This is a genomic window from Pseudomonas guineae, from assembly GCF_900113745.1.
GTDB lineage: Bacteria > Pseudomonadota > Gammaproteobacteria > Pseudomonadales > Pseudomonadaceae > Aquipseudomonas > Aquipseudomonas guineae.
Window position 1 is genome coordinate 164,177 of record NZ_FOQL01000003.1, and the last position, 14,819, is coordinate 178,995.

General features: G+C 53.6%; 13 protein-coding genes and 2 pseudogenes. 7 read left to right on the forward strand and 8 right to left on the reverse strand.

All coding sequences use genetic code 11. The annotated features are described in order from the left end of the window. Positions 1-83: 83 nt before the first annotated feature. Positions 84-1,643 (reverse strand): cation:proton antiporter family protein, encoded by a 1,560-nt coding sequence (locus BMZ32_RS12220; protein WP_090242379.1) that lies wholly within the window; start codon positions 1,641-1,643, stop codon positions 84-86. Positions 1,644-2,017: 374 nt separating this feature from the next. Here BMZ32_RS12220 and BMZ32_RS12225 point away from each other — a divergent pair. The 4 genes and pseudogenes from BMZ32_RS12225 (at position 2,018) to BMZ32_RS12240 (ending at position 4,702) form a co-directional block, all read left to right on the forward strand. Continuing rightward, positions 2,018-2,901, forward strand: a pseudogene (locus tag BMZ32_RS12225) (SDR family NAD(P)-dependent oxidoreductase). Between the two features lie 153 nt (positions 2,902-3,054). Further along, entirely contained in the window at positions 3,055-3,504 is a 450-nt protein-coding gene (locus BMZ32_RS12230; RefSeq protein WP_090242381.1) for a MarR family winged helix-turn-helix transcriptional regulator, read from the forward strand. Positions 3,505-3,737: 233 nt separating this feature from the next. Continuing rightward, positions 3,738-4,166: an organic hydroperoxide resistance protein gene (locus BMZ32_RS12235; RefSeq protein ID WP_090242383.1), complete on the forward strand. Its 429-nt coding sequence runs from the start codon at positions 3,738-3,740 to the stop codon at positions 4,164-4,166. A 323-nt stretch (positions 4,167-4,489) separates the two neighbouring features. Continuing rightward, on the forward strand, positions 4,490-4,702 hold the full coding sequence (locus BMZ32_RS12240) for a cold-shock protein (RefSeq protein WP_069516724.1): 213 nt from the start codon (positions 4,490-4,492) through the stop codon (positions 4,700-4,702). A 75-nt stretch (positions 4,703-4,777) separates the two neighbouring features. Here BMZ32_RS12240 and BMZ32_RS12245 read toward each other — a convergent pair whose 3' ends face one another. From BMZ32_RS12245 to dnaX, 4 genes are all read right to left on the reverse strand, one after another. Then, positions 4,778-5,926 (reverse strand): acyl-CoA dehydrogenase family protein, encoded by a 1,149-nt coding sequence (locus BMZ32_RS12245; RefSeq protein ID WP_090242385.1) that lies wholly within the window; start codon positions 5,924-5,926, stop codon positions 4,778-4,780. A gap of 107 nt (positions 5,927-6,033) precedes the next feature. Beyond that, the gene (recR, locus tag BMZ32_RS12250) at positions 6,034-6,633 is read right to left on the reverse strand and encodes a recombination mediator RecR (protein ID WP_090242387.1); all 600 of its coding nucleotides are present in this window, start codon (positions 6,631-6,633) and stop codon (positions 6,034-6,036) included. A 154-nt stretch (positions 6,634-6,787) separates the two neighbouring features. Beyond that, entirely contained in the window at positions 6,788-7,114 is a 327-nt protein-coding gene (locus BMZ32_RS12255; protein ID WP_090242388.1) for a YbaB/EbfC family nucleoid-associated protein, read from the reverse strand. Positions 7,115-7,131: 17 nt separating this feature from the next. After that, complete coding sequence (gene dnaX / locus BMZ32_RS12260) at positions 7,132-9,150, reverse strand: DNA polymerase III subunit gamma/tau (protein WP_090242389.1); 2,019 nt, start codon at positions 9,148-9,150, stop codon at positions 7,132-7,134. A gap of 460 nt (positions 9,151-9,610) precedes the next feature. Here dnaX and BMZ32_RS12270 point away from each other — a divergent pair, with 460 nt between their 5' ends. From BMZ32_RS12270 to BMZ32_RS12280, 3 genes and pseudogenes are all read left to right on the forward strand, one after another. Beyond that, positions 9,611-9,832, forward strand: a complete 222-nt coding sequence (locus BMZ32_RS12270) for a hypothetical protein (RefSeq protein WP_090242392.1) — start codon at positions 9,611-9,613, stop codon at positions 9,830-9,832. 70 nt (positions 9,833-9,902) lie between these two features. Beyond that, entirely contained in the window at positions 9,903-10,190 is a 288-nt protein-coding gene (locus tag BMZ32_RS12275; protein WP_090242394.1) for a DUF3509 domain-containing protein, read from the forward strand. Between the two features lie 203 nt (positions 10,191-10,393). Continuing rightward, a pseudogene (locus tag BMZ32_RS12280) lies at positions 10,394-11,543 on the forward strand (IS3 family transposase). Between the two features lie 129 nt (positions 11,544-11,672). On the opposite strand, the gene BMZ32_RS12285 reads toward BMZ32_RS12280, so the two are convergent. The 3 genes from BMZ32_RS12285 to BMZ32_RS12295 all read right to left on the reverse strand — a co-directional run bounded on the left by BMZ32_RS12285 (position 11,673) and on the right by BMZ32_RS12295 (position 14,413). Next, entirely contained in the window at positions 11,673-12,446 is a 774-nt protein-coding gene (locus tag BMZ32_RS12285) for an ABC transporter ATP-binding protein (protein ID WP_090242395.1), read from the reverse strand. A 43-nt stretch (positions 12,447-12,489) separates the two neighbouring features. Further along, a complete protein-coding gene (locus BMZ32_RS12290; RefSeq protein WP_090242397.1) occupies positions 12,490-13,233 on the reverse strand; it encodes a metallophosphoesterase in 744 nt (247 codons plus the stop codon). A 442-nt stretch (positions 13,234-13,675) separates the two neighbouring features. Next, positions 13,676-14,413, reverse strand: a complete 738-nt coding sequence (locus BMZ32_RS12295) for an AraC family transcriptional regulator (RefSeq protein ID WP_167376752.1) — start codon at positions 14,411-14,413, stop codon at positions 13,676-13,678. Positions 14,414-14,819: the final 406 nt, after the last annotated feature.

The following is a 14,819-nucleotide window of genomic DNA, read 5'->3' on the forward strand; positions in this document are numbered from 1 at the left end:
ACGCCCGCTTTTTGCGGGCGTTTGCGTTTCTCAGCAGGCGTATCCGTGGCCTTCTCACCTCACGTAGGCTGAGATCAAGGCCTTCAGGAGGCCTCGGTGCGGGTTTCCAGCGTTCTGATCACATGTTCAGCCAAGCCAGAGCCAGCTTCGCTCATGGTCAGGTAGGTCCGGTCTGCTCCTGCATCTTGGATACGCCTAGCAATGTCTTCGTACAAGGCATGGGACACCACCAGGCCGTTAAAGCCACGCGCGCGGAGTTTCTGCGTCGCAATAATCTTTGCCTCTTCATCGTTGAGCGTAAGAATCACTGCATCAATCCCGGGCATATCCAAATGCTGCCAAAACACCGAGTCCTCGCCATCGGCGAACAGCACTTCACGCCCAGCAACCTTGCTCTGTTCAATCACCACCGGGTCGGAGTCCAGCCCCACCACGCGATAGCCCTGCTCGGTTAAATAATCGTAAGCAGCGCGCCCGGTTCGCCCCATGCCCATCACCAGGGTCTGCGCATCACCCAAAGACAGGGGCTGCTCGTCGGGATGGCGAATATTGCGTTCAAAGGGGATCAGTCGCTTAGCCAGCCACTCGTAAAGCGGGTGAGCAACACGGTTGAGTGGTGCCGAGATAACAAAGGATAACGCCACCGAAATGGCCAGCGGTATCAGCCACTGAGGCATGACCACGCTAACCATAATCAAGCCGAACTCACTGTAATTGGTCAGGCTAATGCTGGTGAGGAAGGCGCTGCGCGCGCGCAAGCGAAAAAGTAGGAACAGAAAGAAGAACAACACACCTTTGAGCGGTAATAACAGCGTCATGACCAGGGCAAACTTCAGGGCGTCAGCATCCGGAAGCCCGCCAATACCGATCTGCAGAAAGAAGCCGACCAAGAAGACTTCTTTGATCCCCCACAGGGAGTTAGACAGCTCGGTGGCGCGCTTATGCTTGGCCAACAACGCACCGAACGCCAGCGCACCCAGCTCTGAGCTCAGCCCCAATTGCTCAAAACCGAAACCACCAACCGCTAGCGCCAATAGCAGGCCTAGCAAGAGCATCAGTTCCTCATGGCCGCTGGCATCGAGTAGGCGAAATAAAAATGGCCGCAGCAACGGTAAGCCAAACACCAGTAACGCCCAAGGAGACGGTAAATCCCCCGCAGCCAGGCTCATTACCAGCAAGGCGATCATGTCCTGAATCACCAATACGCCAATCGCCACTCGGCCATGGAACGCCCGCAGCTCTCGCTTGGCTTCAAGTACCTTGGCCGCCAATACCGTACTGGAAAACGACAAGGCCATGGCCAGCAACAGGCATTGGTGCCAAGGCAACTCAAGCAGCAACATGATCGCGGGGAGAAACACCACACTGGAAATAACAAAGTGCAGCAGCGCGCCACCCACTACCTCACGGCGCACAAGATTACTCGGCTTAAGCTTGAGTCCCACCGTAAACAGCAACAGCAATACGCCCAAATGGGCAATATGCTGCAACGCAGCGCTGTCACGTGGACCAAACCCAAGCAGCTCACCGGCAGCAGCCAAAGCAAAACCTGCAGCCAAGTAACCAACCAATGGTGGCAGACCTACAACTCGTGCAGCCAATCCCATGCCAAAAGCAAAGGCGATCCAGGCGGCTTCAATCATCGGCAATCCTTATCGGCGCAGGTAAGTATCTGCCGAGCAACATAAAACAACTCAGGTACGCAAAGCGAATTCATCTCCTAGCATACGTGCGCAGCTCCTCAACGACATTGACCCGTATCAGGTCATAGCCGTCTCAGTAGCTCCAGGCTTTTAGCGGTTAAGGGGTAATCACCAACCGGCAAGACCCGTTTAGCGCATCGTTAAGTAATCTGGCCGAGAACGCACTTGCGGCAAACTTCGAGGGTGTCTGGGCTCAAATCGCGCATAGATTAGGTATTCGGCGCGACTCTCACCTAGCAATCTATCCTGTCAGTCACACGCAACATATTCGGCGTAGAACAGCGCTACTGATTAACGAGCCAGGAGACCCGCGCATGAAGTCGTTTGAAAACAAGGTAGCTGCTATCACGGGGGCAGGCTCCGGCATCGGCCGCGCGCTGGCCTTCGGCTTGGCCCGCCAGGGTGCCAGCTAGCCCTTTGCGATGTTGACGCACAAGCGCTGGCAGAGACAACCGCACAACTTCGCACACTGGGGGTGCAGGTCAGTGAAACCGTGGTTAACGTTGCTGACCGCGCAGCTGTGCATGCCTGGGCCGATCTGATCGTGAGTGAGCTCGGCAAGGTCAATGTGATTTTCAACAACGCTGGCGTGGCCCAGGGCGGCACGGTGGAAGGCAACGACTACGCCGACTATGAATGGATCATGAACATTAACTTTTGGGGGGTGGTCAACGGCACCAAAGCCTTCCTGCCGCATATCAAGGCGTCGGGTAATGGTCATATCGTTAACATTTCCAGCGTCTTCGGACTATTCGCGCAACCGGGCATGAGCGCCTACAACGCCAGCAAGTTTGCCGTACGCGGTTTTACCGAATCGCTACGCCAGGAGTTAGACATGGCCAAGTGTGGTGTCTCGGCGAGCTGCGTTCACCCTGGCGGGATCAAGACCAATATCGCCACCACCGCACGAATGAACGCCAGCCTGAGCAGCGTCACCGGGCAAGATATCGATCAGGGTCGCCAGCAGTTTAACGACCAACTGCTGTGCACCCCGCCAGAGAAGGCTGCGCAAGTCATTATCAACGGCGTGCTGGCGAATAAGCGACGCATTTTGATCGGTACAGACGCTTACCTATTGGATGCCCTACAGCGCTTGTGTCCAGCGTTCTATCAGCGAATGATGACCGCCTCGATGCGCTTGGCCGCCCGCTTTTCGACTAAAAAAGCCAGTAAGCAAGCACCAGAGGCCATGGAGTAATGCCAAGCCAATAAGCCCCAGCGCTATGGGTGTCTAGGCTTATTTATACCTGGTGCGAAGCCGACCCTAACCAAGGCAATGCGCATTCAATTGGTATAACGGTAGTTAGCGCGATAAATTATCTGCACTCGCACTTCGCCTTCGGAGCACTCCATGACCACGCAAGCACCTTGCGCTGAACTGTTACTCGATAATCAGCTGTGCTTCGCCCTCTACTCAACGTCGCTGATGATGACCAAGGTCTACAAACCCCTGCTCCAAGAGCTGGGGCTGACCTACCCGCAGTACCTGACCATGATGGTGCTCTGGGAAGACGATGGCATCACCGTAGGCGACGTTAGCAGCCGCCTGCTGACTGATCCAGGCTCTGTCACTCCCCTGCTCAAGCGCCTCGAAGCCGAAGGCCTACTCAAGCGAACCCGCAGCAGTGTCGATGAACGCGTTGTAGAACTTTTTCTAACGGATAAAGGCCTCACCCTGCGAGAGCGCGCCAAAGCCATTCCCACTTGCATCCTCAGTGCTAGCGAGCAATCGATGGCTGAGCTGAGTACGCTGAAAAATGAGCTGATCGCGCTGCGTGACAACCTGCAAAAGGCTATTTAAACGCTAGGCGATCAGCCAATCGCCCGATTACCTCGCCTCTATATTGCCATCACCCGCGAGAGCACCCGCTTATAACGGGTAAGAAGTTTCTTATCGCAAAATAATCATAAAACTACTTTGCACGCAAAACAGTTGGTCGATATATTCGTTATCGAGGATTTAGTTGGCGCACAATACTTTAGTGAGCAATCTAAAATCCTACTCGAATTTAAACGCCGCAGAGGAACATCACTATGTCAATTCAAACCGTTGCTTATCGCGCCTATGCAGAAGCCACCGGCGGTCGTGACGGCCGCGCCATCTCGTCTGACGGCGTGCTCGATGTCGCTCTGACCACGCCAAAAGAGCTTGGTGGCGCAGGTGGCCAGGGCACCAACCCTGAACAGCTGTTTGCAGCCGGCTATTCGGCCTGTTTTATTGGCGCGATGAAATTTGTCGCCGGTCGCGACAAACTGGCTATACCTGCTGAAGTGTCAATTGAAGGCGTGGTGGGCATTGGTGCTATCGCTAACGGTTTCGGTATCGAAGTTGAGCTACGTATTAGCCTGCCGGGCATGGATCGCGAGCAAGCCAAGGCCTTGATCGACCGCGCACATATCGTCTGCCCTTACTCCAATGCCACCCGCGGCAATATCGATGTGACCCTCACACTGCTCGACTAATAAGCTAGCCAGCGGCTGGTACCGTTCCTATACCAGGCAAGAAAGCACTAATGAGACGCGTTGCATTCAGCTTTTTGGGCAGCAAACTCACTATGCGGGGCGTAGGCAACATCATTTACTAGATGCTTGAATGGCCTACAGCCCAGTCAAATAGAGGGCTGTCGCATTTTTTTCTGATAAAAATGCGATTATTTAAAGTTAAAACCAACACTATCCGTAAAAACGGCCTATTATGGCTGAGCTGACTTGCAGTATTCAGCAAAACCGCATAGGTGCTATGAGCACTCTGGCACCGCAATTCGTATCGATTTAAGAGACACACCATGGCAAATCGCGAAACTGGCACCGTCAAATGGTTCAACGATGAGAAAGGCTTCGGCTTCATTACCCCGACTAACGGCGGCGATGATCTCTTTGTTCACTTCAAAGCTATCCAAAGCGACGGTTTCAAAAGCCTGAAAGAAGGCCAGACTGTTACCTACGTGGCCGCTCGCGGTCAGAAAGGTATGCAAGCTGAAGAGGTACAGGTGGCTTAAGCCTCTGTCCTGCTTTAAAACAAACCCCGCGCTCGCGGGGTTTGTTTTGTCTGCTTTTTGAAACCCCGACCGAATCTATAAGCCCATCTGCCTGCTGATGATCTCGTTCATGATTTCACGTGAGCCACCGCCAATCGACAAAATACGATTATCGCGGTAAAGCCGCTCCACCAGGCTTTCGCGCATATACCCCATGCCCCCCATGATCTGCACTGCGTCGTACGTCAAGCGGTCGGCAATATCCGTAGCAAAGTTCTTGGCCATGGATATCTCTTTGATCACACTCTTACCGGCAGCCATCTTCGCAGCTTGTCTGTAGGTAAAGTCACGCGACACTTCCAGCTGAGTGGCCATCTCTGCCAAGCGATGCTTGAGCACCTGGAACTTGCCGATCGGCTTGCCGAACGCTTCACGCGCCTTGGCCCAGCCCAATGCCTCCTCGAGTGCCAGTTGCGCAGTCATGTTGGCCATGATGGCCAATGACAAGCGCTCACTCTGGAAGTTAGCCATGATGCAGGCGAAGCCCATGTTTTCAACACCAATAAGGTTACCGACTGGAACCTTGCAGTCGTCGAAGAACAACTCGGCCGTGTCAGATGCCCACCAGCCCATTTTCTTCAGTTTGCGGCCAACGGTGAAGCCAGGTGTACCCTTCTCCACCACCAGCAAGCTGACGCCGCCAAAACCATCACCACCGGTACGCACGGCAACCGTGTAATAATCGGCTCGCACACCACTGGTAATAAAAGTTTTGCTACCTGTAACACGGTAAAAATCACCCTCACGCACAGCTCGTGTTTTTAGATTGGCCACATCAGAACCACCCGATGGTTCGGTCACCGCCAGCGCCATAATCTTTTCACCCGCAAGTACCTGCGGAACAATGCGTTCACGCAACTCAGGCCTGGCCCACTTCACCACGGGTGGCAAGCCGATATCCAACGAGCCAAGCCCAGCCACGAGACCGCCAGAGCCGGAGCGCATCAACTCCTCACTGGCAGCAACCTTGGCAAACACATCACCCTCATGACTACCTCCAAACGCTTCCGAGTAACCGATGCCGAGAATCCCAGCCGCACCGGCCTTCAGATATAGCTCACGAGGAAACTCCTCAGCTTCCTCCCACTCATTGATATGCGGCAGAATTTCACGCTCGACAAAACGCCGAACTGAATCGCGCACCAACTGGTGCGAGTCATCAAAATATTCCTGGAAGACAGACATGAGGCGACTCCGCTGAGATTTCAGCGAAATTACCAAGCGCTTGCTTGGTTTACAAGGAAATGCTTAAAACGGCGCCAACGGTAATCGAGTCGCTCGCCAATCGCAGCCTAAAGCAGAATAGGTCGCCGCCCAGCAATCGAGTGCGCCAAGGTACCCCCGTCGACCAATTCCAGCTCACCACCCAACGGCATACCGTGGGCAATGCGCGAAGCAATCAGACCTTTTCCCGCCAACAGCTGAGCGATGTAATGCGCTGTAGCCTCACCCTCGACCGTTGGGTTGGTTGCTAGAATCACTTCATCGAAACTTCCTACTGCGATGCGCGCTAGCAGTTCGGGAATGCCTATCGCCTCCGGCCCTAGACCATCGAGTGGCGACAAGTGCCCCTTGAGCACAAAGTAGCGCCCACGAAACCCGGTGTGCTCGACGGCATAAACATCCATTGGCCCTTCAACGACGCACAGCAGACGATCATCACGACGCGGATCAAGACAAATCTGGCACTCATCCTCCTCGCTCAAACTGCGGCATTGCTTGCAGTACCCGACACCGTTCATCGCTTGGGTTAGCGCCTGGGCCAGACGCAGCGCCCCAGTCCGATCACGCTCAAGCATCTGTAACGCCATACGTTGAGCGGTCTTTTGCCCAACGCCGGGAAGAATGCGTAGAGAGTCAATCAGGTGGCGGATCAGCGGGCTAAAGCTCATAGGGGCATACTCAACGACGACAAAGACTCAAGCGCTTGCTAGTCAGCCACCCTACAGGTTGTTTAGACTTGCAGAGCTAACAATGAGCGAGTGCAGACTGAGGACGCCTACACGCGCTTGCAGCGCAGTCATCTGCGCTAGCCGGGATAGCTTTTTAGAACGGCATCTTGAAGCCTGGAGGCATCTGCATACCCGCCGTCACACCAGACATCTTATCCTGACTGTTCTGCTCAACCTTGCGCACGGCATCGTTCACCGCAGCGGCAATTAGGTCCTCAAGGATTTCCTTGTCTTCTTGCATCAGACTGTCATCCAGACTGACACGCTTGATATCGTGACGCCCAGTCATGACCACGCTGACCAAGCCAGCACCGGATTGACCGGTTACTTCGGCGTTCGCCAGCTCTTCCTGCATCTTCTGCATTTTTTCCTGCATCTGCTGAGCCTGCTTCATCAGGCCGGCCATGCCACCTTTCATCATGGGGTAATCCTCGGTAATTAGGGGTTAACAGGAGTATCTAGGGGTTCAATGCTGTCTGCGCGAATCACCGCACCGAATTGCTGAATCATCTGTTGGATCAAAGGATCTTTCTCGATAGACGCCTCTGCATCACGCTGTCGATTAGCACGTTTACGCGCCGCAGCTTGCGCAGGTGTTTCCTGCTCAGGCTTATTCAACTCAATCAATACACTGAGTTCGCGCCCGTGAAACTGATTAAGCGCCTCATTAAGACGTCGCTGCTGAGTTGAATTGAACAGCGCCGACTGCGCAGGATCAAGGTGCAGCAACCAGTTATCGCCCTCAACAGAAATCAGCGTGCAGTTGGCCCCGATACTGCCGGTCATCCCAGACAGCCCAAGCCTAGGGAATAATTCCAGCCACTCAGCAGCAAGTCCTGTTGCGGGCTGGGCGGCGGGCAACACCTCTGGCTCGGCAGACTCACTGCGCTCTACGGCGTCAAAATCATAATCAAACGACTCGGCATCCATCTCGACATAGTCATAGTCGCCCAGCGGCGGCTCATCGTCGTCGTCAACCAGCGATGCCACGGGGATCGGCTCAGGTACTGCGGGCTGTGGCACTTCAACAATTACATCGCCAGTATTAGGCACGACAGGTTCAAGCGCATTAGAAACCGGCGTTTGAACCGGCTCTTCCCAGGGCAAATCAACAACCTTTTTAGGCGCAATGCCGACAAGCGCAGACTGCGCAGCGGGCTCTTTGACAATTTCTGACGCAACCACAACGTGCTGCTCAACAGCAGCGGGTGTAGCCTCGATAACTGGGGCTGGCTGAGATTCGGCGACAATCGCAACAGAATCGCTGACCGGGCCTACATGAGCAGAACCGGCCACTTGGTTGGTCGTGGGATCAGCAGTGGCCTGGCTAATCCCTAGCGGCTTTAGCACCATCTTGGGCGCATCACGGGTATCCGCAGGGCGGAAGGCCAGCATACGCAACAACACCATCTCGAAGCCGCTACGCGGATCTGGCGATAATGGTAAATCGCGTCGTCCAATCAGCCCCATTTGATAATAGAACTGCACGTCCTCACTGGGCAGAACGCTAGCCAGCTCAAGAACCCGCTCACGGTCGCCCTGGCCGTTATCCAAGGCCTCGGGCAACGCCTGAGCAATGGCCACACGGTGTAGTACATTGAGTATTTCGGATAACACACCATTCCAGTCAGGCCCCTGCTCAGCCAAGTGCCGAACGGCCTCAATAAGGCCACGGGCATCGCCCTCAAGTAAGGCATGCAACACGCCATAAACCTGGCCATGGTCGAGAGTCCCCAGCATGGCGCGCACATCAGCCGCTAAAACCTTGCCCTCGCCAAAGGCAATCGCCTGGTCGGTCAAGCTCATGGCGTCACGCATGGAGCCATCTGCCGCTCGGCCGAGCAGCCAGAGCGCATCGTTTTCAAATGGAATCTGTTCGGCGGCCAAAACATGACTAAGGTGGTCGACCACCCGCTCGGGCGGCATGTTCTTCAGCGAGAACTGCAGACAACGCGACAGCACTGTGACCGGCAGCTTCTGTGGATCAGTTGTAGCCAAAAGGAATTTGACGTGAGGAGGCGGCTCTTCCAGTGTTTTCAACAATGCGTTGAAGGAACTGGTAGAGAGCATATGTACTTCGTCTATCAGGTAGACCTTGAAACGTCCACGACTGGGCGAGTACTGCACGTTATCAAGCAATTCGCGGGTGTCTTCAACCTTGGTCCTGCTGGCTGCATCGACCTCAATCAGGTCAATAAAACGACCTTCGTCAATCTCTTTACAGATCGAACAAACACCGCAAGGTGTCGAGCTAATGCCAGTTTCACAATTCAGGCACTTGGCAATAATCCGCGCAATCGTTGTCTTGCCCACACCACGCGTGCCCGTAAACAAATAGGCATGGTGCAGACGTTGACTATCGAGCGCATTGATAAGCGCACGAAGCACATGAGTCTGGCCAACCATTTCGCTGAACGAGCGCGGACGCCACTTACGTGCAAGAACCTGATAACTCATCGAAACCCGTCACGAGAGGAAAGCAAAAGTGGCGCTAATGCTAACGGAGCATGGGCTAAATTGCATCTGATGCGCAGCCCACGAATGACCGCCCAGCACATTACTGACAAATGAGCTGGCTAATAATTAACCAAACGAGTATTATCCGCACTGTTCGTACCACGCTGTAAGTCAATCAGGCCTTTTGGCCGCCTCGATGGTTTCCAGGTAAGAGCGCATAACCCAAAGGTAATGCCGCACAGCTCGAGCCCTTGACCCAACCTGCTGACTGATCTGGCCGTCCCGCGCAAGCGCTGACTCAAGCCCGCCTCCGAAGTACCGACCCGCACATAGCAACCTCAATGGGAACTTGTGCGCGCAGTCCAGCTCCAATTTGCACATGCAATAGACAATTCAAGTCGACCGCCTGGAGCTCTATTTAGCGCAATGACGCGCCTGCTGTTTTAGGAAATACCAAAAAATGAATACTCAACACCAAATTCAGGATGCCATTCGCACCCTATCCAGTGCATTTGCACCGCTTGATTGCCGCATCCTTGCCGCCCGCAAAGGCAGCTTTAGCTTCACCATCGTCAACGATGCTGGCATCGCCAAGCACAGTCAGCGCCTATATCCCGGCCAGTACGGTGCCGCGCACCTGCAGCAAGTCATTGAGCGTGCCCGACAATCACTGGCGGCCTGATCACCGAAAGCGGCGAACCATCGAGCTATCTTGAGGTCTGAATCTATCACCCTCAGGATGGAGCACCGTTATGGATAGCATTAATCGCCAACTCGTCGAACAGTTGTTTTCTCCACTGCGCGCCACATTCAGCCCGCCCCGCCCAGATGGCGGAATCGTCCTCTCATTACTGGATGCAAGCGACGCCACAGCCTATAGCCGCGTACTCAGCGCCGCTCAACGCGCTGACTCACAAGCCTTCATACAAAGCCTTGAAGACATCCGCCTAGAGCTTGCAATGCGCTCTGGCAACATACCCGCCGACATGCGCAAAGCGCTTAAGGAACAGGACAGCGTCCTCAGCTACCAGACAAACTGAAGACACTCGAGGCCCCGCTCACTGCAGGGCCTGCAACATAATTTTCCTTACCCCATCACCGCGCAAAGCATCGCTGCACGAAGCGTTTTTTGATCGAGAGCCATGAGCAGGCGAGAGCCGGAACATTGGCTGCCGGCTTAGTGAATCGCCCCTAGTTTCGTAGACACCTCCATGCCTCATAATACGGCCCATTAGGAGGTGCCATGAGCAACCCGCGTTATCCCGAAGAATTTAAAATTGAAGCAGTCAAACAAGTTACCGAGCGGGGTCTGCCGGTGGCTGAGGTAGCTGCTCGTTTGGGCATGTCGACACACAGCCTTTATGCCTGGGTGAAGCGCTACAGCAAACCCCAAGAACAACGAGCGCAAGAAGACGATCAGCAAGCTGAGTTGCGTCGCCTGCGTGCCGAACTAAAGCGCGTGACCGAAGAGCGAGACATCTTAAAAAAGGCCGCCGCGTACTTTGCCAAGGAATGCGGCTGAAGTACGCCTTCATCAATCAGCTATCCGCAGACTATACGGTTCGCCGTCTGTGCCTGACTTTGAAAGTACATGCCAGCGGTTACTACGCCTGGCTGGCAGAGCCTACGTCGGCGCGAGCCAGGATGACCAACGCCTGCTTGGTCTGATCAAGCACTCATGGCTAGAGAGCGGCGGCGTGTATGGCTACCGCAAAATCCATGACGACCTGCGTGAGCTTGGAGAGGCGTGCGGCAAGCACCGTGTTGCTCGACTAATGCGTTTGGAAGGACTGCGCTCGCAGACAGGATATCGGCGTCGACCAGGCCGTTATGGCGGTAAGCCTCCAGTAGCTTCACCAAATCATCTGGAGCGCCGATTCAATGTCACCGAACCTAACAAAGTCTGGGTCACGGACATCACCTACATCCGCACTTACGAGGGCTGGTTGTATTTGGCGGTAGTGCTCGATCTGTTTTCGCGGCAGGTAATCGGTTGGTCAATGAAGCCGCAGATGACCAGCGACCTGGCTATTGATGCATTGCTGATGGCGGTTTGGCGGCGTAAGCCAAAGCAGGAAGTGATGATCCATTCAGACCAGGGTAGTCAGTTCAGCAGCGGCGACTGGCAGAGTTTCCTGAAAGCCAACAACTTGCTTGGCAGCATGAGTCGACGCGGAAATTGTCATGACAACGCAGTAGCGGAAAGCTTTTTCCAGCTTCTGAAGCGCGAGCGGATCAGGCGAAAGATCTATAGCACTAGGCAGGATGCCCGCGCTGATGTGTTCGACTACATCGAGATGTTTTACAACCCAAAACGCCGACATGGTTTCAACAACCAGCTGTCACCGGTAGAGTTTAAGAAGCGACATTTACTGAGCCTGGAAAGTGTCTAAGAAATCCGGGGCGATTCAGTTTACCGTGACGTTTTTACACGCTCTGGGCCAAAAGCGGACGGTGAAGGCTAACTATCAGCTAGATGCCTGAGCCTTTACTCATTTTTCTCAGAATCAGCGCAGCGCTTCTCAACCGTGCCAACAGCGGTACCAGCCATCCTGCTCAGTGACGCGCAACGGTGTTTGGTACAACGCCGACAGATTTTCGCTAGTGAGGATTTCGGCCTTAGGGCCATCGGCGACAATCTTGCCGCGCTTGAGCAACACCACGCGCTCGATCTCTGGAATGATCTCGTCGATATGGTGGGTGGTGATGACCATCGCCCGGTCGCTGCTGCAATAACTGCGCAGCAATGTCAGCAGTGCTAGGCCGGAACCCATATCAAGGCCGTTGGCCGGCTCGTCGAGAAACAGCGCCTGCGGCTTGTGCACCAACGCCCTTGCCAGCAACAAGCGACGTTTCTGCCCAGTGGACAGGCGCTGGAACATGCTGTCATCAATGCCGGTGAGGCCAATTGCCGCCATCTGCTCTTTGGCTAGGGCTATTTGCTCCGCCGTTGCCTGCAGATGCCCGTGACTGCCGATGGCACCAAAGAAACCAGAAATCACCACATCAAGAGCGCTGGTGGAGGGCGTGTAATCTTCTTGTAGGTCTTGGGAGACAAAGCCGATCTTGCTGCGTAGTTCCCAGATATTCACCCGATCATCGCCAAACAGTTTCAGCCAACTGTCTTCTTGGTGCAGCGGATACAGTTCACGGTCGATCAACTTGAGTAACGTGCTCTTGCCGGCGCCGTTGGGGCCAAGGATAGCCATGCGTTCATGGGCACCGATGTGTAGGGAAAAACCGCTGAACACACGAGTCTGTTGCTGATAAGCGGTGATGTTGTGGATGTCGATCATGAGGTTCCAGAGGTTTGGCTGGTTACTGGTTAAAAGTCTGTTATCAACTTCTGAGCGTATTGCATGAGGATATAGGTGATAAGGACCCATCCCACTCCTCGCCCTCGAAGCTCTTATCAAAACTGTAGATGCGATCCTCCTTAACAGCGTAGAAAGCGAGAGCACCTTCGTTTCCACCAGTGCAGTCGAGGGCGAGATAGTTACCAAGCCGGAGCGGTGCTTGAACTTTAGTATGGCCCGCACAAACACGCCATACCTCATGAACGCCTGACACTATTGCATCTCTGACTCGCTCCTGACCCCAAAGCGCGTAATGTTTCGTTTCATCATTGACGATGTCGTTCTTAAAGTCGGACCAGCCCATCCCAATAGGGACGTCAGCATGAACAATACCAATCAACCCCTGCTCAGCCTCCAATTCGATCGCAATGGGAAGCGATTTAAGTCGCTGGACTATCTGGTAGCGAGATCGCTCATCTATTAGGTCCCACCAAGCTGCCCCTCGTGCAGGAGAAGATCCATACGGATCATTATCGTAGGCCTGAATGAGCATCTGCTCGTGGTTACCCATAACCATGTGAAACCAAGGCTGATCTAATAGCTTTAACCCACTCGCTGGATCCGGACCTCGGTCGACTAGATCCCCGACAGAAAGAATACGATCGCGCGTGGGGTTAAAATTAAGCGCGTTAAGGCCATAGAAAAAATCCGGCATTTTGAAATGTATATCGCCGACGATAAAATCACGGCCACTGGTATTCTTACCCAGCTTCAGGAAATCGCTCATCTCGCATTACCTGTCGGGACTTTAAACGCAAAGATCAAGAAAGTTGTCCGGCATAGTCACGAGCAAATTGAGCTGCAATACGTCCAGGACGGGAGCCTCTTTGGGTTGTCCAGGGATTTAAAAGCGATGACATCGGGGTCTAATTGCTGATCCTGCCTATTGGGGTATGCGCGCTCCAGAGCGTCCGCAATGCTCGCTAACTGTTTCAGAGGCTCGTGCTCAAAGGGCGTAGATTGATTAGCGATCATTGCGTGTAACCTGGGTTCTCGATGAGTTTTAAGCTTGCCAACAGCTGTCACTCCCGTCTAACGACGGATAGACCTAGATCGTCGATTAATGGACATTTTCGGATGAATTACGCGTTATTGGTAGACCCACCGAAAAGACAGACAAGCCCGGCTCAACCCGTGAGCAAACTCGCTTATTAGCTTTGTAGGGCGCATCAATCCGATGTTTTGTGCTGCGATCGCTGGAAAGCCATTGGAGCGATACCGAACTCGCGACGGAACATTGCTGAAAAGGCACTTGGATTGGCGTATCCGGCGTCCAGCGCAACATTAAGGATGCTTCGTCCCAGCGCAAGCTCTTCGAGTGCCACGAGCAATCGAGCTTGCGTTCGCCATTTCCCGTAGGTGATACCGAGTTCACTGGCGAACCATCGTTGAATGGTTTTTACGTTGACGTCCAGATGCGAGGCACATTCAGCCAGCCCCCAATCCAGAGTCCGCGCAGCCACGAGACGATGGCATAGCTCGCGTAGCGGACCTTTATTAGGAAGCGGTAAAAAAACCGATCCAATTTTAGCTCGAGAAAGCTCCTCAAGCAGCAGGTTGAACACAAGCTCGTTACGCCGATCGGGGAGCTCGCCTCCATCAATTTGTGACGCTGTGATCATGAGTTCTTTGGTTAACGGTGTTATCTCTAGCACCACGCAGTCGCTGCTCAGGCTAATCGTTCGCTCGCCAAGATAGACGCTTTTAATGCTTACGGCACCGAGCGTTCTAGTGCGGTGCTGAACGTCGGCAGGTATCCATAACGCATAGTTGCTCGGCACTATCCAGCAGCCACTCTGGGTGGTGACCATCAACACCCCTTGAGTGGTGAGCAGCACCTGAGCCTGCTGATGATGGTGCACGTCGATATCAGTACCATCGTTGAGATCCAAAGTGAGGGTCGACACACCGCTTGCCGTTGCAGCTACGCTATCACTGGATGGTAAATGCTTTGATATGTCCATTATTCGATGACTGGTGCTAATTGGTCGCTAGACGAACTTTAGCGAATCGTAGCATTATAACTCAGGTGATGCACACACCATGCTCCGCCGATTTTAAATAACAAGTATGGCTTGAGCGCATAGTTATTATTTCGGCTCCGCAAATACTTTAATACATTAACTATTTTTTTGGAGAAATGATTAAACCCAACTTGCTATGAGAGCCTTATGAGTCAGCTTATTTTAAATAAAACTTCAGAAACTATATTTTTAGACAGCCTAAAAATATAGCTTTTGCCTACCCTACCTGGCATCAACCTATAGTTGAAAATGCCGTGAAAGATTCTAGGGATTTTTTTGAAAAAATGGA